The sequence below is a fragment of the Pseudomonas sihuiensis genome (genome assembly GCF_900106015.1).
GTDB lineage: Bacteria > Pseudomonadota > Gammaproteobacteria > Pseudomonadales > Pseudomonadaceae > Aquipseudomonas > Aquipseudomonas sihuiensis.
The window spans coordinates 196901-217725 of sequence record NZ_LT629797.1; the positions used below are offsets into that span (position 1 = coordinate 196901).

The window sequence follows — 20825 nt, forward strand, 5'->3', positions numbered from 1 at the left end:
GCATCCGCTCCGCGCTCGGTGCCCCTCATACCGCCATTGCCTGGAGGTCGCGCAGGTCGCCTTTGACTGGCAGTTGCAGGCGTTTGCTGGGGGCGTTGAAAAAGTCCAGCAGCACGCGTTGGCTCTGCAGCCAGGCGGCCTTGTGTTCCATGTCGAGGAAGTGGCCGGCATCGTCGATCACGGCGAACTGGGCGTGGTCGATGTGCTGGGCGAACAGGCAGGCGTCCTCCACCGAGGTGTATTCGTCACGGTCGCCGTTGACGAATAGTAGCGGGATGTCGATGGCCTGCAGGCATTCCTTGCCGCAGTTCGCTTCCATGCTCAGCACCTGCTTGATGTGCGCGTACATCTGCCGGTATTCGTGCTCATCCAGGGTGCTGATGTGCTTGTGGTTGAAGCGCTTGAACAGCGACGGCAGGTGCTTGCCGATGGTGCTGTTGACCAGCAGGGCGACGTTGTCGCGATCCACCGCGTTCAAGAAGCGCAGGCCCTTGTGCAGGTAGTCGAGCATCGGCACGTTGAGGATCGGCGAGAAGGAGCAGATGGCGGCCTTCTCCAGCGTCGCCGGGCGTTGGGCCAGGGCTAGCATGGAGGCGACACCGCCCCAGGAGAAGGACATCAGGTAGTTGGCGCCGTAGAGGTCGATCAGGTGCAGCAGGATCGCCGCTTCGTCTTCCTTGCTGATGGGCGTGAAGTCGCTGTTGTAGGGCTTCGACTGGCCGGCATAGGGCAGGTCGAAGGCCACTACGTTGAACTGCGGCTGCAGGTACTTGATCGTTTGCGCGAACGAGGCGGTGGTCGCCAGAGAGCCGTTGACCAGGATGATGGTCTTGCTTGCTGCCGGATTGCCGTAGAACTCCGTGTGTACGTTGTGCTTCCTGTTGATCTCGACGACTGCGGTTTCTGGCCTCATGTCGTTTCCTCCTGGCGCAAGTGAGCAAGGCGAGCGGGCGACCGTTCGCGCTGGAATGAGCAGTTAGAAAAGCGCCTGAGCGTGACAGCATGATGTCAGGCTGGAGATTTTTATAAGTATAGGAATTTCAATCAGTTAGGATCGAAACAGGCGAGCGCTCCAGGCTTTTTCAGGGCCTTGGAGAGGGCGGTGTTACCAGGCAGGAATCCAGTCGGCGCAGAGCGCCATCAACCGAAAAAATACTTTACTGTCTTTCTGTGACCGGCTGGTCACCTGAAGACTTATGGTTCGATTCAAGCAGTTACCTTGCAGCCACGCAAGGGTGAGTCACATCTTTGTAGCCGATTGGTGATGCCGTTGGTCGGGTAGTCAGATTCAGGCGTAGGGCGACGATCAAACGCTGGCGATTTCCGCATCCGTCAGTGCGCGGTATTGGCCGGGGGCGAGCTGTGGGTCGAGGACGATTTCGCCCATGCTTTCGCGGTGCAGGGCGACGACGCGATTGCGGAAGTAACCGAACATACGCTTGACCTGGTGGTAACGGCCTTCGAACAGGGTCAGCCGTGCTTGGTGGCTGCTCAGTACGTCGAGCTGGGCGGGCAGGGTGGTGAGGTCTTCGAAGGCGAAGTACAAACCTTGGGCGAAGACCTCGGCGTATTCGGCGGTGATCGGCTGTTCGGTGGTGACGTGGTAGACCTTGGGCTTGCGCTGCTGCGGCTGGGTGATGCGCCGCGACCAGCGCCCGTCGTTGGTGATCAGCAGCAGGCCGCTGGTGTTCAGGTCGAGGCGACCGGCCAGGTGCAGGTCGTGCTTGTCCGGCTCGGCGAGCAGGTCGAGGACGGTACGGTGTTCGTCGTGCTCGGTGGCGCTGACCACACCGACCGGTTTGTGCAGCATCCAGTAGCGCGCGCTACGCCCGGCTTGCAGCAGTTCGTCATCCAGCTCGACGCGCTGGAAGTCGCGCACCTCATGTCGCGGGTCGTGTACCACGGCGCCGTCCACACGCAGGCGGCCGGCGCTGATCAGCAGGCGGCTGTCCTGGCGGCTGAAGCGCGGGAAGTTGCTGAGGAAGCGATCCAGGCGCATGGCTCAATCGCGCTCGCGGGGTTCAGTGGCCTTCAGTGCACCAGCGCAGGCGGGGCACAGGCAGGCCTGGTTGCATTGCTCGGGCGTCAGGCGCTGCAGCGCGGCAGGGTCGATTTGCGCGTCGAAGCACCAGCAGGGCTCGTCACGCCCGGCGGCGACGCTGCACTGGTTGCTCTTGCCGCATAGCGGGCAGTGTTGAGTGTCCATCAGAGATCGAGGCAGACGCGGTCGCGCCCAGCTTGCTTGGCACGGTACAGCGCGCGGTCGGTGCGACCGAGCAGGGTGTGCAGGCTCTCGCCGGCATGCCACTGGCTGAGGCCAAGGCTGACGGTGACCTGCAGGCTCTGGCCTTCGACTTCATGGCGCTGTTCGGCGCATTGCTGGCGCAGTTTCTCGGCCAGGTCATGGGCAGCCTGGCGGTCGGTGTTCTTCAGCAGCAGGATGAACTCCTCGCCACCCCAGCGGCAGAGAATGTCGGACTGGCGCAGCGTGCCGCGTAGTTGCTGGGCGAAATCGTGCAACACCTGGTCGCCGGCAAGGTGGCCGTGCTGGTCGTTGATCAGCTTGAAGTTGTCGAGGTCCAGCAGTACGGCGCACAGCGGGCTGCTGTCGCGCTGCGCTTCCTGCAGCGCCTGTTCGGCGAGAATGTCGAAGCCACGGCGGTTGGGCAGGTCGGTGAGGCTGTCGGTGGTGGCCAGGGCGGCGATGCGACGCTGGTAGCGACGAATCGCCAGGCTCACCAGGGTCAGCACGATGACGGTGACCAGCAGGCACAACAGCAGGTTGATGTAGAGCCCCTGGCGGATGCCGGCCAGGGCCTTGTCCTGCTTGTCGACGAACAGATACCACTCCAGCTCGGGGATGTAGCGCACGTTGAGGAAGTGCTCGCGGCCCTGCTCCTGGTACTCGAACTGACCGCTTTGCGGCGTGGGCAGTTTTTCCATTAGGCCGTCGAGGCCGGGCACGTCGGCCAGTGAATCGCCGACCTGGGCGCCCATTGGTCCGCCTTGGGCGCCAGTGAGGGTGATGCGCCCGGTGGTGTCGACGAAGTAGACGCTGCGCTCATAGCGCGCCTGATATTCGTCGATCAGCTTGACCACGGCATCGACGGCCAGGCCGACGCCGGTGGCGCCAATGAAGCTGCCGTCGTAGTCGAGCACCTTGTAGTTGATGAAGATGGTCAGACGGTCGGCGTTGGCCATGTCGACGTCGACGTTGATCTCGTAGGGCTCCTTGAGGCCGCGTACGCGGTAGTACCAGACGTCACGCGGCTCTTCCGGCTTGACCTGCTTGAGCACGCCCTTGGCCTGGTAGTAGGTGCTGGTCCTGTCGGAGACGAAGAAGCTGGTAAAGGCGCCGTAGTGCTCCTGCACTTCACGCAGGTAGCGAGTCATCTGTCCGGTGTCCTGTTCGCCGGCCAGCACCCAGTCACGCAGGAAGGTGTCACGGGCCATCATCGAGGAGATGAGGATAGGGCGCACCAGGTCCTTCTGGATTTCCGAATAGACGGTGTCGGAGGTCAGTGGCAGTTCGGTGTTGATGATGCTGTCGCGAATCGAGTCGCGCGAGGCGTAATAGCTCAGCAGCGAGGTGGTGAGAAAGCCGCTACCGAGCAGGAACAGGAGCAGTAACACCAACGAGGTTTGCGTGTGCCGTTTGGGGCGCAGGGACATGGGTGAATCCGGGAGCGGGCTAATGGCGTGATGCTAGCTTGCCGGAAGGGGATAGCGCCAGTTGTGATCATGATCGGTGCTGTATGTGGGGCGGATGAAAGTTGGGGTTATGCCAATCCGGCAAGGCGAGCAAGGCAGCCTTGCGTAGGAGGCCCACCCTGGGGCGAAGCTTTGCGAGACGTCGTTAGCCAGGTTCGCGGCGGGGCGCCGCTCCTACAGGTTGGGTGTATCGACATTTGACCGGGTGGCTGGTTTTCCCGGATTGCATCCGGGCTACGGACTGTAGGAGCGGATTTATCCGCGATTGGTTTGCGGGTATTGCGGTGGGTCATGAGGCGGTCGCGGCTAAAGCCCCTCCCACAGGGAATCGGTGGATTTGGGGAGTGTTGTGAAAATGCGGCCAACGCTTCTCCGGCAGGGAATCGGCGTTTGTGTGGATCGCGGCTGAAGCTGCTCCTTCGCGGTCGTGGCTGGGACGCCTCCTACAAGGGCTGGTAAGGCCCTGTGGGAGGCGCTTCAGCGGCTAGCTTTTCAGGCCTCTTCCAACACCACCACACGCTGCCCGGCGCGCACGGGCGAGCCCGGCTGTACGCGTACTTCGCGCACGGTGCCGGCCATCGGTGCGGTGAGCGGGATTTCCATCTTCATCGACTCGAGGATCACCAGTACGTCGCCAGCCTGCACCTGCGCGCCGGCTTCCACCTGCACCTGCCAGAGGTTGCCGGCGATATGGCTTTCGATGCCGTGTTGGCCGGCTGCCAGCGGGGCGTCATCGCCGAGTTCGGCGGCCACTTCCTCGACTTCGAAATGCGCCTGGCCGCTGTCGATCCAGCGCTGGCGTTCGGCATCGAAGGCGGCGCGCTGTTGCTGGCGGAAGGCGTCGATGCCCTCTGCCTCGGCATCGAGAAACTGCTGGTAGTCGGCCAGGGCCAGTTCGCTGTGTTCGATGTGCAGCGGGTAGCGACCGAGCGGGAAGTCGCGGCGGATACGAAGCAGTTCGTCAGCCGATACCGGGTAGAAGCGGATCTGGTCGAAGAAACGCAGCAGCCAGGGCTTGCCGTCGAAGGCTTCGACTGCGCGGTAGCGGTTCCACATCTGCAGGGTGCGGCCGACGAACTGGTAGCCGCCGGGGCCTTCCATGCCGTACACGCACATGTAGGCGCCGCCGATGCCGACCGAGTTTTCCGCCGTCCAGGTGCGCGCCGGGTTGTACTTGGTGGTGACCAGGCGATGGCGCGGGTCGAGCGGGGTGGCCACCGGTGCGCCGAGGTAGACGTCACCCAGGCCCATGACCAGGTAGCTGGCGTCGAATACCGTGCGGTACACCTCGTCGAGGTTCGGCAGGTCGTTGATGCGGCGGATGAACTCCAGGTTGCTCGGGCACCAGGGGGCGTCCTTGCGTACGGTGGTCATGTACTTGTCGATGGCCAGCTGGCAGGCCGGGTCGTCCCAGGACAGCGGCAGATGGACGATACGCGACGGCACCTTGAGGTCGCGCGCGGCGCATACCGCGTCCCACTCGCCGGCAACGATATCGAGCAGCGTCTGCAACGGCAGGGTTTCCGGTTGGTAGTGCACCTGTAGCGAGCGGATGCCTGGCGTCAGGTCGATTACGCCGTCGAGCTGCTTGGCCTCCAGCGCCTGCATCAACGCATGGCCACGGAAACGCAGCACCAGGTCGAGTTCCGGCTGGCCGATTTCCAGCAGCAGGTGGGTGTCACCGGAAAGGCGCGCGACCAGGCGGGTGTCGGCGTGGCCCAGGTCGAGGAGGATTGGACTTTGTAGCCCGGATGCAATCCGGGACTCAGGTGCTGCGATTTCCCCGGATTGCATCCGGGCTACGGTCGCGTCTGTAGGAGCGGATTTATCCGTGATTTCGGTGCCGCCTGCATCGCGGCTGAAGCGGAGCGCCGCCCGGCCGCTCCCACAAAGGCTGGTGCATTCGCTGGCACTGGCTTTGGCCAACGCCCTTGCCATGGCGATATCCACCGGCACGAAGCGCACCTTGTCGCCGGCCTTGAGCTGGCCGAGCTGCCACAGGTCGGCCTCGATGATGGTCACCAGGCAGACGAAGCCGCCCAGGCTGGGGCCATCGGGCCCCAGAATCACCGGCATATCGCCGGTAAAATCCACCGCGCCGATGGCGTAGGGGTTGTCGTGGATGTTCGAGGGGTGCAGGCCGGCTTCGCCGCCGCTGTCGCGCACCCATTCCGGTTTCGGGCCGATCAGGCGTACGCCGGTGCGGCTGGAGTTGAAATGAACTTCCCAGTCGGTGGCGAGGAAGCTGTCGACATAACCGGGTGTGAAATATTCCGGCGCGCCGTGGGGGCCGTAGATCACGCGCAGCTCGCGCACGGCTGGCAGGGCAGGGCAGAGTTCGACAGGCAACTGCGCGCCGCTGCTGGTATCGGCGAGCGGCAGCAGGTGCAGCACGTCGCCGGCACGTAGGGCACGTCCGCCGTGGCCGCCGAACTGGCCGAGGGTGAAGGTGCTCTTGCTGCCCAGGTAGTCCGGCACCTGAATGCCGCCGCGAATGCTCAGGTAGCTACGTGCGCCGGACCCGGCAATGGTGCCGAGGGCCAGGGTGCTGCCGGCCTGGATCAGCAGGGCGGTGTTCATCGGCTGTTCCACGCCATCGACGGCCAGCGGGATCTCGGCGCCGGTGATGGCGACCACCGCGTCGGTATTGAAGCGCAGCAGCGGGCCGCTCATGGTGATTTCCAGCGCAGCGGCGCCTTCGTCGTTGCCGAGCAGACAGTTGCCCAGGCGCAGGGCGCGGCTGTCCATCGGCCCGGACGGCGGCACACCAACGGCCCAGTAGCCGAGGCGGCCGGGGAAGTCCTGCACGCTGGTCTGGGTGCCGGCGCTCAGCACTTCGAAGGTGCTGGCCTGGTAGACCAGATTCTCCAGGCAGCGCGTCCAGGGCGAGCCGCTGGCGAAGGGCGCGTCAGCCAGGATCTGGCGCAGGTAGTCGCGGTTGCATTCCACGCCGTACAGCACGGAATCGCCAAGGGCTTTGTCCAGAGCGGCGCTGGCTTGTTCGCGGGTTGGCTGCCAGGTGATCAGCTTGGCGATCATCGGGTCGAAGTAGGGCGGAATCTCGCAACCGGCTTCGACCCAGGTGTCGATACGCAGCGCCTTACCGTCGGCTTCGGGAAATTGCACGGCGGTGAGCAGGCCGGGGCTGGGCTGGAAGTCACGGCCCGGGTCTTCGGCGTACAGGCGCGCCTGGATGGCATGGCCGCAGGGCTTCAGGCTCTTGGCCAGATCGCCGAGTGGCGGCAGATCGCCGGCCGCCAGTTCGATCATCCAGCGCACCAAATCGACGCCCCACACCTGTTCGGTGACGCCGTGCTCGACCTGCAGGCGGGTGTTCACTTCGAGGAAGTAGAAGCGCTCGGCCTCGCTGTCGTAGACGAATTCGACGGTGCCGGCGCTGCGGTAATTCACCGCCTTGGCCAGCTTGATCGCCGCCGCGCAGAGTTCGTCGGCCATGCCAGCGGGCAGGTTCGGCGCCGGGGTTTCTTCCAGCACCTTCTGGTTGCGACGCTGCACCGAGCAATCGCGCACGCCGAGGGCGAGCACGTCGCCCTGGCCATCGCCGAACACCTGCACTTCCAGATGGCGGGCGCGCTGGATGTATTTCTCGATGAAGACGCCGCTGTCGCTGAAGTTGTTCTGCCCCAGGCGTTTGACCGCCTCGAAGGCGTCACTCAGTTCCTCGGCCGAGCGGCAGACGCGCATACCGATGCCGCCACCGCCAGCGGTGCTTTTCAGCATCACCGGGTAGCCGACGGCTTCGCCTGCGACCAGCGCGGCGTCGAGGTTTTCCAGCAGTTCGGTGCCTTCGAGCATGGGCACTCCGTGCTGTTTGGCCAGGGCGCGGGCGGTGTGCTTGAGACCGAACACGCGCAATTGCTCGGGCGTCGGGCCTACGAAGGCGATGCCGGCGGCTTCGCAGGCTTCGGCGAAGGCGGCGTTTTCGGAGAGAAAGCCGTAGCCGGGGTGAATGGCTTTGGCGCCGCAGGCCTTGGCAGCGGCGAGAATCTTGTCGACCACCAGGTAGGTCTGCGCGGCCGGGCCGTCGCCGAGAGAAAACGCCTCGTTGGCCTGCTGGATATGCAGGCTGGCAGCGTCGGCTTCGGAGTAGACGGCGACGCCGCCGACGTTCAGCTCACGCAGGGTGCGCAAAATGCGGCAGGCGATGGCGCCACGGTTGGCGATCAGGAGTTTGTCGAACATCAGGGTGACCCTCGAAGGTCATGGCGGGCCGTCCCGCCGTCATTCGTTATGTGCCACGGTCGTCCGTGGTCGAAACAGTCGTGTGATGCGTGCCGCGCGTGCTGGGGGACAAATTTTGTAGGGCGGGTGAAACCCGCCGGGCCTTGGCGGGTTTCACCCGCCATACATCAATCCCACGCCAGCACTTCGGCTGGAGCCCTGGCGGGTTTCACCCGCCCTACGTCAGTTCCACACCAGCACTTCGGCTGGCGTCGGGTTCCAGCCATTGCACGGGTTGTTCAGTTGCGGGCAGTTGGAGATCAGCACGATCACGTCGGTCTCGGCACGCAGCTCCACGTACTTGCCGGGCGCGGAGATGCCGTCCTCGAAGGTCAGGCCGCCTTCGGGGGTTACCGGTACGTTCATGAAGAAGTTGATGTTGGCGCCGATGTCGCGCTTGCTCAGGCGGCCGTCGTGCAGGCTGGCGCGCAGGAAGTTGTCGCGGCAGCTGTGCATATAGCGCTTGTCCAGCGCATAGCGAACGGTGTTGCTCTCCTGCGCGCAGGCGCCGCCGAGGGTGTCGTGGCGACCACAGGTGTCGGCGACGATGGTCAGCAGCGGCTTGCCGAGGTTGGAGTAGAGCACCGTGCCGGTGGTCAGGTAGACGTTGTTCTGCTTGCGCAGGGTGCGCTGCGGGTCGAAGCGTTCACGTGGGTTGCGTGCGGCGAAGAACAGGGTGTCGATCGCCTGGTTGCCTTCGAGGTCGTGCAGGCGCAGGGTCTGCCCAGCCTTGACCTCGAACAGGTAGGGTTCGCCCGCCGGGATGGTGTGGCGGAACACGGCGGTTTCGGGATGCAGGTTGCTGGCGGTAAGGGTCATTTCGGCAGCCCTCAGATGTACTGGCGTTCGGTGTTGTGGAAGCCGCGGCCGTTCTCCGGGCGCGAGGTGCGGCAGAGCACGGTGATGCCGTCGCTGTCGACCTTGCTCCAGGTCAGTTGCACCGGCTTGGGTGCGTACTGCGGGTTGGGGTCCATCGGGTGTTGCAGGGCGGTGAGCACCACCAGGGTGTCCATCGGCGCGTACAACTCGATGTAGTCGCCGGCCTGGCTGTTGTCGGGCTGGAAGTGGAAGGCGCCATCGGCGTCGACGTCCACGCGGCTGAACAGGTTGAGGTTCATCAGCAGGTCGAGCAGGTTGAGATCCCACTTGCCCATCTCCACCAGCAGGTTGTCCATGCCGTTGCGGAAGAAGCCGTTGCGCAGTTCCTGGTAGCGGCCCTGGCCGTACTTCTCCAGCACTTCGTCGGCGTTCAACACGCCGCCGAAGCTGTCGTGCCAGCCGCAGGTGTCAGCGGTGATGGCCGCCAGCACCTTGCCCATGTCCGAGTACAAGCAGTGGCCGGCGGTGAGCTTGGCGGTGTGCTGGCCCTTGAGGGTGTCGGGCAGGTTCAGGCGCTCGCTTTTCTCGGCGGCGTTGAACAGCAGCAGGCTGACGTTGGCGCCACCCTCGATATCGGTAATGCGCAGCAGTTGGCCGCGCTTGAGGATGAATGAGGTGTGGCCGCCGCCGGGGACGGTTTCCTCATAGAGAGTGGGGCGCAGGGTGAGGGCAGTAGTCATGGGTACCTCGAGATCAAAGCCTGGTCGTCAGGCGCCGGCAGGGGCGCCTGATCATCGTTGCGATGGGATGGGGAGTGTCGGTCAGAGCTTGCCGTCGACGGCCATCTGTACGTAGCTCGGGTCGAAACGCAGCTTGATGTTGGCACTGTCGCCGGTAGTCACGTCGCCCGCGAAGGTCATGCCGATGGCGTCAGCGCTGCGCGCGCCTTCACCAAGGATGCCGTGCTCGAAGCTGAAGTTGGCGACCTTGGTCATGGTCTCCGGCAGGGCCGGGCTGGTGACGAAGTCCAGGGTTTCCTGCGGCGTGTAGAACAGCTTGGTGGTCGCCAGTTGCGCCTGGTAGCCGGCCAGGTCGGTGCCGGAGGCCTTGGCCATTTCGGTCAGGGCTTCGGTGGCTTCGGGCGTGCCGGATTGCATCAGTTCGAGAATCTCGAACCAGGCGCCGACCAGGGCTTTGCCGAAGTCTGGGTTGTCCTTCAGGGTCTGGGTATTGACCACCATCATGTCGAGGATTTCACCGGGGATCTTCGAGGAGTCGAACACCTGGGTGCTGCCGGGCTGGGCGATGATTTCGGCGAGCATCGGGTTCCAGGTGGCGGCGGCCTGCACGCTGGGGGTGGTATAGGCGGCGATGATGTCGGCGTCGGAGGTGTTCACCACCGTCACGTCACGCTCGCTCATGCCTGCCGACTCCAGCGCACGGGCGAGGAAGTAGTGGGAGACCGACAGCTCCACCAGGTTGACCTGCATGCCTTTGATGTCGGCCAGGGTCTTGCCCTCGCCCTTGATCAGCAGGCCGTCGTTGCCGTTGGAGTAATCACCGACGATCAGCGCGGTGCTGTCCACACCACCGGCGGCGGGGATGGTCAGGGCATCCATGTTGGTCATGGTGCAGCCGTCGAACTGACCGACGCTGTACTGGTTGATGGATTCGACGTAGTCGTTGAGCTGCACGACATCGATGTCGATGCCGTATTTCTTCGCCCATTTGTCGATGATGCCGGAGGTACTGGCGTGGCCCCAGGGCATCCAGCCGGCGTAGAGCGTCCAGCAGACGCTGAAGCTGTCTTTCTTCTCGGCATGAGCGCTGAAGCTGAGCACCGCGGCCAGACCGGCAGCGGCGAAGGAGAGCAGACGGTACTTGCGCATTTGGAACCTCCAGTGTTGGTGAGTACGGGCAGGAGTCGCGGCACGTTTCGAATCGTTCGAAAGGCGCGTTCTCCCGGGCTTTTATCCCGCCGTGTAACCTCACTGGAGGTCGATGACTCTCGGACCAGCACTTGCCAGGCAAGTCGGAACCCTAGTCATCCATTTCGCAAATTGTGGTGCCGCGATTCCGGGAAACCCCGGTTAGAACCTGCACACCCAAGCTTTAGCGAATAGCGTGCCAGCTCGCCGATGCCCGTGACTGGGCACTCTGGCAAGGCTGCTTGCGGTTTGCGTGCTGCCTGATGGGGCTTGAGTGGCGTTCATTGCACCGTTCGGGGGCAATTCGGCTCGTGGCATCGCGCCCTGGCGGCGTCAGGGCGGTGGCATGGAAATCGCTATCGACCCTGTTGCAGGGGCGGCCTTGCTGCCGCTCTCGGGACGACCCGACCCGCTGCTCGTCTGGACGACCAGGTAACTCACTTGTTCAAGGGAGATTGCCATGGCGCATACCCATTTCACCTCGATTCCCCTGATCGACGTCTCGGGCTTGTATAGCGAGCATTTTGCCGAGCGCCAGCGCGTAGCCGATGAGCTGGGCCGTGCCGCGCGCGAGGTCGGCTTCCTGCAGATTACCGGGCACGGCATTTCGCGTGAGCTGCGCGACGGTTTGGTCGACCAAGCGCGCCGCTTCTTCGCCCGCCCGCTGGAGGAGAAGATGCGTTTTTACATCGGTCAGTCGAGCAACCACAGCGGTTACGTGCCGGAGGGCGAGGAGCAGTTTGTCGGCGGCAGCAAGGATCTGAAAGAGGCCTACGACGTCAATTACGACTACACCGAGGCGGCGCAGGTCTATCCGCTGTTGGGTCCGACCCAGTGGCCGGACTCGGCAGACTTCAAGCGCGAGGTCGGCGCTTACTACCGCGCGGCGCTGGCGCTGGGCGACACGCTGTTTCGTGGCTTCGCCCTGGCGCTGGGGTTGCCCGAGGACACCTTCGCTGGCATCACCCGGCAGCCCACCAGCCAGTTGCGCATGATCCATTACCCGCTCGATCCCGATCCGGTGGCCGACCGTCCCGGTATCGGCGCGCACACCGACTACGAGTGCTTCACCATCCTCTTGCCTACCGCTGAAGGCTTGCAGGTGCTTAACGGCGACGGGCAGTGGATCGATGTGCCGCTGGTGGAGGACGCCTTCGTGATCAATATCGGCGACATGCTCGAAGTGCTCAGCAACGGTAACTTCGTCGCCACCTCGCACCGCGTGCGCAAGGTTAGCGAGGAGCGTTTCGCCTTTCCGCTGTTCTGCGCCTGCGACTACCCGACGCGCATCGCGCCGATTACCGGCTTGCCGGCGCGCGGTGAGCGTGTGTACACGCCTGTGAATTGTGGCGACCACCTGTTCGCCCAGACCGCGCAGACCTTCCGCTATCTGCGCGAGCGGCTGGAGGATGGTTCGCTGCAACTGCCCGATGGTGCCGCGGGTTTGTCCAGCTTCGGCCAGACCCGCCAGGAGGTGACGGTATGAACCTGCTGGAGCTGGCTGCACGTTACCCACAACGCGCCGAGGGCGGCGTGCCAGACTGGATGCTCGGGCACTTTCGCCGCCGCACCATCAGCTTTGCCGATGGCCGCAGCGACGAGCGTACCCAGGTGCATTGGCTGCAAAGTCGCACCTTCACCATCGACCTGCGCCTGCCGGATGCGCCCGCGTTGCCGGTAAGGGCCTGGCAGGACTACGGCGCCGCCGAGCTGCGCCAGCTTGCCAACCATGAAGGCTGGGTGGCCGATAGCGTTTGGGAGAACGGTTATCTGAGCTGGCATGGTGGCGTGTCCCTGCAACTGCACAACCGCTGGCCGGAGCCGGCGCAGTTGCATCGCATCGGCAATTGCATGATCGAGTTCGGCACCACGGGCGCCTATGTCGAGGACTGGCGTTTGCAGGCCAGCAGCGGGCCGCTGATCGGTCTGCGTTTGCTGGAGGAATGCGACGCTGAAACCGGCGAGGTGCTGCAACGCGGCGGTGGCCTGATTCTCTGTGGCGAGCAGCTTGGCTGGGTGCATGGCCGGGGAGCAGAGCCTGGCGAGTCAGCGTTGCAACTGCGTGAGCGCGTCGAACGGGCGCAGGGTGATGGTGAGGCTTTGGCCGCGTTGTTCGACTGCGAGACTTCGCTGGCTTACGCCGATCAGCAGGGGCGTTTACAAGTGGCGTTGTCTACCATGCCGGCGCGGGTGGGGCAGATGGTTTCGCTGGAGGGCTTCGAGCTACCGGGAGCAGGGCGCGTCTGTCAGCACCTGCAACGCCCGGACGGCCGGGCGGTGGTGCGGACGTTCATCATCGATACGCTGGAGCCGGATTGGTGTGCGGATCTCGCCACGCCGACTACTGGCGAGGCGCAGCGCTGGTTTGCCGCGGAGAGCGAAACGCTGTCGCGGTATCTCGAGGTGTTGAGCTAGCTATCGGTGCTTGCGTGATGCTCCGCTGAAAAGCTCGCCGCTGAAGCGCCTCCCACAGGGATTCGGAACCACTCGATTTGTGGGAGGGGCTTCAGCCGCGACGCTTTGGTTGGATCGAAACGACGGCTCCGTAGCTCGGCTGCAATCCGGGAAAACGGCCCCGATGATCCCCGGATTTCAGCCAAGCTACAGCTGCGCCTCTGTGACCGGAGGCGCAGTCGGTGCGCATGGCGCACCCTACGGGTTACCACGCCACTTGCGCTGCGTAGGGTGCGCCGTGCGCACCGAAATTGCCGCTTAATCAGCGGGTGGCAATACGCTCGGCCAGTTCGCTGGGCAATTGTGTCTGCGCCCGGCGCGCGGCGTTCAGCGGGATGTCGTAGGTGATCCGCGCGCCGTAGGCGTTGGGCGCCTGCGGGTCGTGGCGCACCTTGTCGAATACCAGCAGGCGGGTGCCGAGGCTGAAGCCTTCGGAGAGGTCGTGGGTGACCATGAACACGGTCAGGCGGGTTTCCTGCCACAGCTCCAGCAGCAGCGCGTGCATGTCCTTGCGGATGCCGGGGTCGAGGGCGCCGAAGGGTTCGTCGAGCAGCAGCATGCGTGGTTGCATCACCAGCGCCTGGGCGATGGCCAGGCGTTGCTGCATGCCACCAGAGAGCGCGCTGGGGTACTTGTTCAGGGCATGGCCAAGGCCGACCTTGGTGAGGATTTCGGCAGCGCGTTCGCGAGCTTCGCGTTTGGCTGCGCCGAACAGTCTGCCCAGCAGCTTCGACTTCGGCAGCTCAAGGCCCAGCGCGACGTTGTCCAGCACGCTCAGATGCGGGAATACCGAATAGCGCTGGAACACCACGCCACGGCTCGGATCGGGCTCGTTGGGCAGCGCCTGGCCGCCCAGCAGCAGTTCGCCACGGCTCGGACGTTCCTGGCCGAGCAGCATGCGCAGAAAGGTGGATTTGCCACAGCCGGAGGCGCCGACCAGGGTGCAGAACTCACCCTCGTCGACCTTGATGTTGAGGCGTTCGAGCACCACCAGGTCGCCGTATTCCTGCCACAGGTTGCGCGCTTCGATAAAGGCGGTTTTCCCTGTGCTTGCAGGGGCCGTACGGGAGTCGCTCATGGCAGGTTCACTTAGCGGGACGATATGTTGACTGAACAGGGTCATGCCTTGCCTCCTTTATGCCAGGGGAAGCACAGGCGCAGCACCTGGCGCAGGCCCAGATCCATCAGCCAGGCCAGCAGGGTGATCCACACGACGTAGGGCAGGATCACGTCCATGGCCATGTAGCGACGCACCAGGAAAATGCGGTAACCGAGGCCGTCAGTCGAGGCGATGGCCTCGGCGGCGATCAGAAACAGCCAGGCCGAGCCGAGCATCAGACGCAGCGAGATCAGCAGGCGTGGCATCAGTTGCGGCAGCACCAGGCGCAGGATCAGCGTCCAGGAGTTGGCACCGAGGGTCTGCGCCTTGATCAGCAGCTCGCCGGGAATCTCGCGTGCACGCTGTTCGATGTCACGAGCGATGCAGGGGGTGATGCCGATGACGATCAGCATCACCTTGGACAGCTCGCCGAGGCCGAAGACGATGAACAGAATCGGCAGGATCGCCAGCGGCGGAATCATCGATAGCACCGTGAGCAGCGGCGACAGCGGCGCGCCGAACAGCGGCACGCTACCGGCGGCGATGCCCAGCACCAGGCCCAGCAGCGCGGCGATGCCCAGGCCCAGACCCAGGCGTTGCAGGCTGGAGGCGGTGTCCTGCCAGAACAGGTACTGGCCGCTGCGTTTGTCTTCGGTGAAGGCCAGGCGGTCGATGGCATCGGCCATCTGGCTGGCGCTGGGCAGCAGCTTGTCGTTGGGGTTCTCAGCCAGGCGGCTGGTCGAGGCGCTGAAATAGACGAACAGCAGCAGGGCGAAGGGCAGCAGGATCAGCAGCAGGCGGCTGCTGCGATCCGGGTGGCGGTTGATCAGGCGCATGGATAGTCCTCGTCGGGCCTGGAACGAAATGCGTGCGCAGCTAGCAAGCGCAAGAGCGCGCTGGTTTCGGGCCTTTGGGGGGGACGGCTGGTTGCCGCTGATGCGAGTGGGGCGTACCCATGATGAACCTCCAGTTTGACAGGGGCGGGCAGGAGTTCGCGGCGGTTCCCCACGGATGGGGCGCGTTCTCCCGGGCTTTTGTCCCGCCGTGTAACCTCGCTGGAGGTCGCTAGCTCTCGGACCAGTCGCTCGCCTGTGGCGAGCCGGAACCCTAGCCGGCTATTGGCAAATTGTGGTGCCGCGATCCCGGCGAGCCGGGTTGTTCCTGCACGCAGGGTCCGTAGCGAACATCGTGCCAGCTAGCCGAGGCGCCTAGCTGGCGGGTTTCGTCGTCGCTCATTGCTGTGAGTGCGCGTTATTGGTGCGGATCGTGGTGCGCCTGCTGTGCGATGGGGCGTTACAGCGCCCCATCGGCGGCCAGTTCCATATAGCGATGGTTGAAGCGCAGCAGAATGCGCTGCGGGTTGCCCAGCGTCTTCTCGCCACTGAATTCGATACCCAGATTGGTCAGGCCCATGCCGCTCTTGCCCAGCAGGCCGTGAGCATCGGCAAAGTGCGCGACCCGTTGCATGAGGTCCGGCAGCTTGCCGGTGCGCGCGAAGTTCAGCGCGCTGCGCGGCGAATAGAACGAGCGCAGGGTGCCCAACTGGGCGTCGAAGTCTTCCGCGGTGGTGTCGGCGGCGGCTGCCATTCTGGCCCGGGCTTCACGACCGGCCGGGGTGGGCAGGCCGAGCAGTCGCTGGGTCTCAAACCAGGCGCCGGTCAGCGCGCGGCCGAATTCTGGGTGCTGGGCAAGGGTCTGGCTGCTGACCACGGTGAGGTCGAGGATTTCACCGGGAATCAGATTGGAACTGAACACCTGGCTGACCTCAGCCTTGCGCCGAATCTCGGAGAGGATCGGGTTCCAGGTGATCACCGCGTCGCCCTTGCCGGCGAGGAAGGCATCAGCGATTTCGGTATCGGAGACGTTGATGATGGTCACGTCGCTTTCATCGAGCAGGGCCCACTCCAGTGCGCGGCTGAGCAGGTAGTGCGAAACCGAGTTCTCCACCAGCAGCACGCTCTTGCCTTTCAGGTCCTGGATTCTCTTGCCGCTGCCACGCAGCAGCAGGGCGTCGGCGCCATTGGAGAAGTCGCCGATGATCAGCGCGGTGCTGTCCTTGCCGGCAGCAGCGGGAATGGTCAGGGCGTCCATGTTGGTCATGCTGCAGGCGTCGAACTGGCCGGCGCTGTAGCGCTCGATGGAGGCGACATAATCCGGCACTTCCTGCACCTGAATGTCAATGCCGTACTTGTCCGCCCACTTCTTCACGATGCCCTGTTCGGCGGCGTAGCCCCAGGGCATCCAGCCGGCGAATATCGACCAGCACAGCTTGAAGGTTTTAGGCGCGGCCTGGGCTGTCGGAGCGCCAAGCAGGCAGGCACAGAGCAGGACGGTGAGCAGGGAGCGAATGGACATGGAAACCTCGGGTCATGGCCGAAAGCGGGAAAGCCGGCAGCCTGGCTGCGCGTTCTCCCGGGCTTTTGTCCCGCCGTGTAACCCCGCGGCATCCCGCCGCTGCATGAGGTCGCCCACTCTCGGACCAGCCACTCGCCGTTTGACGAGCCGGAACCCTAGTCGGCCATTACGATTCGCTACCACTGACGATCCTGTGCATGGATCGGCTTTCCGCGGCGCTGAGCAAGCGAATGCCATGCCAGCGACAGGACAATTGTCCTGTGCTCTTGTGGTTTTGCGCCGTCGGTCACAGCCGACGAAGTGAATCGCACCTGTTGCGGGCGCGCTGTCTGATGCGTCAGGGATCACCGTCCCGGAGGCCGACATCGGTCGGCGTCGACCCAGCGGTCACAGGAGGCCGCCATGCCCTACAAGATGCTGTTTTCCGCGTTGCTCTTGCTGCTTTCCGGTTGCGCCGTTTATGGCGAAGGCTACGACCGTGGTTATCACCACGGCCATGGCTACCGGTACTACGACGGCTATCGGCGCGATTACAACCCGCCGCCACGCTACTACTACGAGGAGCGTCGGCATACCTACTACCCGGCGCCCCCGCGCTACGTTCCGGCGCCGCCGCCGCGTCATCACTACGGCCACGATCACCGGTATCGCGACGGCTACAAGCACCAGCAGCCGCGACATGACTATCGCCGCGACCAGCGTCGTCAGGAGCATCGCAGCGGGCAGATTCAGCGCGGCTGGGAGGCAGGCAGCAACACGCAGCATCGTTTCTCCAACGGGCGCAGCAATAACGAACAACGCCGTAGCGGCGAGCGCCGCTGGTAAGTCTCCCCTCAATCCGCCGCGTGCCCGGCGCGCGGCGTCTGTTCATCCACCTGGCGAATCGCTGTAACCATGGCCTGCGCCGCTGGCGACAGGCTGTGGCCGGCGCGGCTGACCAGGCCATAGGCCGAATGCTGATGCAGACCCTGAGGCAACAGCGGCAGCAGGGCTAGCTGACCGCTATCGACTTCGTCGGCGATCACGTCCCAGGGCGCCATGCTCAGCACATTGCTGTCGGCCACCAGGCGCTTGAGTACCAGGAAGTTGTCGCATTGCACGCTCAACGGCTGCGCTCGCCCGCTGGCCTGCCCCAGGCTGCGTTCGACCACCTGTGGCAGCTGTGTTCCGGCGAGCGGGAAGTCGAGCAGGTCGCGCAGTTGCAGGTTGCGCCGCTGCAGCAGCGGATGAGCCGGGCGGCAGAACAGTACGCCCTGATGCACGCGCAGCGGTTCGATGTGCAACTGAGCGTCGTCCTGCAATTCACGGATATCGGCGACGAACAGCTCGATGGTCGAGTCCAGCAGGCTGTCGCGCAGCTCCAGCCAGTTGGCGATGTCCAGTTTCACCTGCACCCGCGGGTAGCGTTGCAGCAACTGCCCCAGCGCCTGCGGTATCAGGCGCGCGGCCGGGTAGGGGCCGGCGCCGAGGCGAAGTTCGCCGGCCTCCAGGTTGCCTAGCTGATTGACCGCGTTGCTCAGCGCCAGGCTGCCGGCCAGCAGGCGGCGCGCATGTTCCAGTACCAGGTGGCCATGGGCGGTGAGGCTGACGCCGCGGCTGTGGCGATCCACCAGGGTGCAGTCCAGCTGGCTCTCCAGCGCCTGGATGCTGCGGCTCAGCGCCGGCTGGCTGAGGTGCACAGCCGCTGCGGCGCGGGCGAAATGCGCGTGTTCGGCGAGGGCGACGAAGTGACGGAGCTGGCGTAGATCGTTCATGCGCTTCCTGCATTAACTGGTCTATTCGAATGCATTGGAATTATCGGACGGCCTTTGCCAACCTGCCAGCATTCCAACAACAAGACCTTCCAATGCCATGAGCCCATTCTCTCGCTTCAGCGGCCTGCTGCTGGCTGCCGCCCTGCCATTGAGCGCCTATGCCGAGCTGCCGGCCGAGCGTATCGAACCCAGCATCAACGCCGAACTGGCTGCCCACACCAAGGTGTTCGCCCAGCAGGTCTATCGTGTCGCCGACAACGTCTATTCGGCAGTCGGCTGGCAACTGGGCAACGTGGTGATGATCGAGGCGCCGCAGGGGCTGATCATCGTCGACACCGGCGAGTCGGTCAGCGAGTCGCGCAAGATCATGGCCGAGTTTCGCAAGCTCACAGATAAGCCGGTCAGAGCAGTGGTCTACACCCACTTCCACCCGGATCACATCAACGGCGTGCAGGCGTTCGTCAGCCGCGAGCAGGTGGAGCGCGGCGAGGTACAGATCTACGCCCACGAGACCCTGCTGCAGAACGTGGTGGCGCAGGGCGCGCTGGTCGGGCCGATTCTCGGCGTACGTTCGGCATACAGCTTCGGTTCCTTCCTGCCGGCCAGCGATCAGGAGGGCATGAACGGTGGTATCGGTCCGTTGGCCAAGCCGGAGCCGTCGTCCTTCATCGCGCCGACCGTGACCTTCGGCGAGCGCCTGGATACCACTATCGCCGGCCTCGACGTGCAGTTTTTACATGTGCCGAGCGAGGCGCCGGACGAGATCACCCTGTATCTACCGGCCAACCGCGTGCTGATCAGCGCCGAGGTCGATCAGGGCCCGACGCTGCCGAACATCCACACGCTGCGCGGCACCAAGTTCCGTGACCCGGTGCAATGGGTCGAGAGCCTGGACAAGCTGCGTGCCTACCAGGCTGAGTACATGGTGCCGCTGCATGGTCGGCCGGTAAGCGGCCAGGACAAGGTCGAGGAAGTGCTGCGCATGACCCGCGATGGCATCGCCTATATCCACGACCAGACCGTGCGCTGGATGAACAAGGGCCTGACGCCCGACGAACTGGTAGAGAAGGTCAAACTGCCGCCGCACCTGGCCGGTTACACGCCCTACCTGCGTGAGTATTACGGCACGGTGAAACACAGCGTGCGGCAGATCTACAACGGCTATCTGGGCTGGTTCCAGGGTGACCCGGTGGCACTCGACCCGACCCCGCCGAGGCAGTACGCCGAACGCCTGATTGCCCTGGCTGGTGGCCGCGAGAAACTGCTGCTGGAAGCTGGCAATGCCTACCTCAAGGGCGACTACCAATGGGCCGCCGAGCTGGCCGGCTATGCCATTCGTGTCGACCACGAAGACACGCTGGCGCGCGAGATCAAGGCGCGCAGCTTTCGTAAGCTGGGCTACGCCAGCATGAACATCAACTGGCGCAACTGGTACCTGATGAGCGCCATGGAGTTGGAGGGCAAGCTTAACGGCGATGTCATCCGCCAGCGCTCGGTGGAGATGCGCAAGGTGTTCCTCTCGCCGGACATGGTGCGCAGCTTCACCCCGCAGAGTTTCCTGCAGAACTGGGTGACCCGTGTCGACCCGGAGAAGGCCGGTGATGTCGAGCTGACCCTGGGTTTCAGCTTTCCCGACGTCGATGAGCAATGGACGCTGGAGGTCCGGCGCGGTGTCGCGCAACTGCACAAGGGTATTCCCGAGGGCACTGCTCTGCGCCTGAGCATGGACAAGCGCTTCATGGAAACCCTGCTGACCGGTGAGGGTGGCCTGGTCAAGGGCGCGCTGCTCGGCGATGTGAAGGTCGACGGCAACCTGCTGGAGATTCGTCGCTTCCTCAATTGCTTCGACTTCAGCGACGAGGCATTCGGACTGACCCTGCGTTAGCCCTCGGTGCGAAGCGGCAAGATCGGCGTTGTGTTTGCCATTCGCCGCGGGGCGCGGCTCCTACAGGGTAGGGGCACGACCTCGCAATCCGCCCTGTAGGAGCGTCGCCCCGGCGCGAAACGATTGCGGCTGTACGGCAAGATTGACGTCGTGCTTGCCATTCGCCGTGAGTCGAGGTTCCTACGGGGCGTTCCCATCGAAAGAAGGGCGGTCTCCTGCCAACCGCCCGGTCACACTTCAGGTTCATCCATTCGGAGGCTCCCGATGAACCTGCTGTCTTTCGCCAAAGGCGCCCTGGCCATGTTCTGGCTGGTGGCGCTGCTCAATCTGTTCTACCCCTTCGCCACCCCGCTTGGCGGTTGGGTCAACTGGGCTGCGCTGCTGCTATTGCTGGCGCACGTCGGTGAGCTGTTGCTGTTTCGCGCGCGTCTGCAGGGGTTGCCCGCGCAATGGTGGCAACGCCTGCAGGTACTGCTGTTCGGCATGCTCCATCTACAACACTTGCGTTGAACTGTGAGGCCGAGCAGCTGGGGTGTCGCAATTCCTGTAGGAGCCGGCTTGCCGGCGATCCGTTCGAG

Annotated in this window: 17 protein-coding genes and 3 riboswitches; of the genes, 5 read left to right on the top strand and 12 right to left on the bottom strand. The window is 64.2% G+C overall.

The genetic code is table 11. From position 1 onward, the window contains the following. Positions 1-25: 25 nt before the first annotated feature. The 8 genes from BLT86_RS01060 to BLT86_RS01095 form a co-directional block, all read right to left on the bottom strand. Positions 26-913 carry an alpha/beta fold hydrolase gene (locus BLT86_RS01060; RefSeq protein WP_017677876.1) on the bottom strand — a complete coding sequence of 296 codons (888 nt, stop codon included), beginning with the start codon at positions 911-913 and terminating at the stop codon, positions 26-28. 393 nt (positions 914-1306) lie between these two features. After that, positions 1307-1999 (bottom strand): pseudouridine synthase, encoded by a 693-nt coding sequence (locus tag BLT86_RS01065; RefSeq protein WP_017677875.1) that lies wholly within the window; start codon positions 1997-1999, stop codon positions 1307-1309. 3 nt (positions 2000-2002) lie between these two features. Continuing rightward, entirely contained in the window at positions 2003-2206 is a 204-nt protein-coding gene (locus BLT86_RS01070; protein WP_017677874.1) for a cysteine-rich CWC family protein, read from the bottom strand. Beyond that, complete coding sequence (locus BLT86_RS01075) at positions 2206-3672, bottom strand: sensor domain-containing diguanylate cyclase (RefSeq protein ID WP_017677873.1); 1467 nt, start codon at positions 3670-3672, stop codon at positions 2206-2208. Before BLT86_RS01075 ends, BLT86_RS01070 begins: the two co-directional genes overlap by 1 nt. Positions 3673-4203: 531 nt before the next feature. Further along, entirely contained in the window at positions 4204-7914 is a 3711-nt protein-coding gene (uca, locus tag BLT86_RS01080; protein WP_092374264.1) for an urea carboxylase, read from the bottom strand. 222 nt (positions 7915-8136) lie between these two features. Further along, a complete protein-coding gene (locus BLT86_RS01085) occupies positions 8137-8772 on the bottom strand; it encodes an urea amidolyase associated protein UAAP2 (protein ID WP_092374267.1) in 636 nt (211 codons plus the stop codon). A gap of 11 nt (positions 8773-8783) precedes the next feature. Beyond that, positions 8784-9512 carry an urea amidolyase associated protein UAAP1 gene (locus tag BLT86_RS01090; protein ID WP_017677870.1) on the bottom strand — a complete coding sequence of 243 codons (729 nt, stop codon included), beginning with the start codon at positions 9510-9512 and terminating at the stop codon, positions 8784-8786. Between the two features lie 81 nt (positions 9513-9593). Continuing rightward, complete coding sequence (locus BLT86_RS01095; protein ID WP_064494282.1) at positions 9594-10661, bottom strand: putative urea ABC transporter substrate-binding protein; 1068 nt, start codon at positions 10659-10661, stop codon at positions 9594-9596. A gap of 68 nt (positions 10662-10729) precedes the next feature. Then, positions 10730-10827, bottom strand: a riboswitch (guanidine-I (ykkC/yxkD leader). Between the two features lie 333 nt (positions 10828-11160). Between BLT86_RS01095 and BLT86_RS01100 the strand changes: the two genes are divergently transcribed. Together BLT86_RS01100 and BLT86_RS01105 are read left to right on the top strand one after the other, a co-directional pair. Further along, entirely contained in the window at positions 11161-12186 is a 1026-nt protein-coding gene (locus BLT86_RS01100; protein WP_092374270.1) for an isopenicillin N synthase family dioxygenase, read from the top strand. After that, positions 12183-13115, top strand: a complete 933-nt coding sequence (locus BLT86_RS01105; RefSeq protein WP_017677867.1) for a hypothetical protein — start codon at positions 12183-12185, stop codon at positions 13113-13115. The genes BLT86_RS01100 and BLT86_RS01105 overlap by 4 nt, the downstream gene beginning before the upstream one ends. A gap of 301 nt (positions 13116-13416) precedes the next feature. Here the strand turns inward: BLT86_RS01105 and BLT86_RS01110 are convergent, their stop codons facing one another. The 3 genes from BLT86_RS01110 to BLT86_RS01120 all read right to left on the bottom strand — a co-directional run bounded on the left by BLT86_RS01110 (position 13417) and on the right by BLT86_RS01120 (position 16608). Beyond that, the gene (locus tag BLT86_RS01110) at positions 13417-14232 is read right to left on the bottom strand and encodes an ABC transporter ATP-binding protein (protein ID WP_051037325.1); all 816 of its coding nucleotides are present in this window, start codon (positions 14230-14232) and stop codon (positions 13417-13419) included. 41 nt (positions 14233-14273) lie between these two features. Further along, positions 14274-15089: an ABC transporter permease gene (locus tag BLT86_RS01115; RefSeq protein WP_092374273.1), complete on the bottom strand. Its 816-nt coding sequence runs from the start codon at positions 15087-15089 to the stop codon at positions 14274-14276. Positions 15090-15274: 185 nt separating this feature from the next. Further along, positions 15275-15375, bottom strand: a riboswitch (guanidine-I (ykkC/yxkD leader). A 171-nt stretch (positions 15376-15546) separates the two neighbouring features. Then, complete coding sequence (locus BLT86_RS01120) at positions 15547-16608, bottom strand: putative urea ABC transporter substrate-binding protein (protein ID WP_021488410.1); 1062 nt, start codon at positions 16606-16608, stop codon at positions 15547-15549. 52 nt (positions 16609-16660) lie between these two features. Continuing rightward, positions 16661-16778, bottom strand: a riboswitch (guanidine-I (ykkC/yxkD leader). A 232-nt stretch (positions 16779-17010) separates the two neighbouring features. Between BLT86_RS01120 and BLT86_RS01125 the strand changes: the two genes are divergently transcribed. Beyond that, a complete protein-coding gene (locus BLT86_RS01125; protein ID WP_074859390.1) occupies positions 17011-17433 on the top strand; it encodes a hypothetical protein in 423 nt (140 codons plus the stop codon). Positions 17434-17441: 8 nt separating this feature from the next. Here the strand turns inward: BLT86_RS01125 and BLT86_RS01130 are convergent, their stop codons facing one another. Continuing rightward, positions 17442-18362 carry a LysR family transcriptional regulator gene (locus BLT86_RS01130; RefSeq protein WP_092374276.1) on the bottom strand — a complete coding sequence of 307 codons (921 nt, stop codon included), beginning with the start codon at positions 18360-18362 and terminating at the stop codon, positions 17442-17444. Positions 18363-18459: 97 nt separating this feature from the next. On the opposite strand from BLT86_RS01130, the gene BLT86_RS01135 reads away from it, so the two are divergent. Both BLT86_RS01135 and BLT86_RS01140 read left to right on the top strand, forming a co-directional pair. After that, a complete protein-coding gene (locus tag BLT86_RS01135; RefSeq protein ID WP_092374279.1) occupies positions 18460-20247 on the top strand; it encodes an alkyl/aryl-sulfatase in 1788 nt (595 codons plus the stop codon). Between the two features lie 264 nt (positions 20248-20511). After that, complete coding sequence (locus BLT86_RS01140) at positions 20512-20757, top strand: DUF1145 domain-containing protein (RefSeq protein ID WP_017677860.1); 246 nt, start codon at positions 20512-20514, stop codon at positions 20755-20757. Positions 20758-20825: the final 68 nt, after the last annotated feature.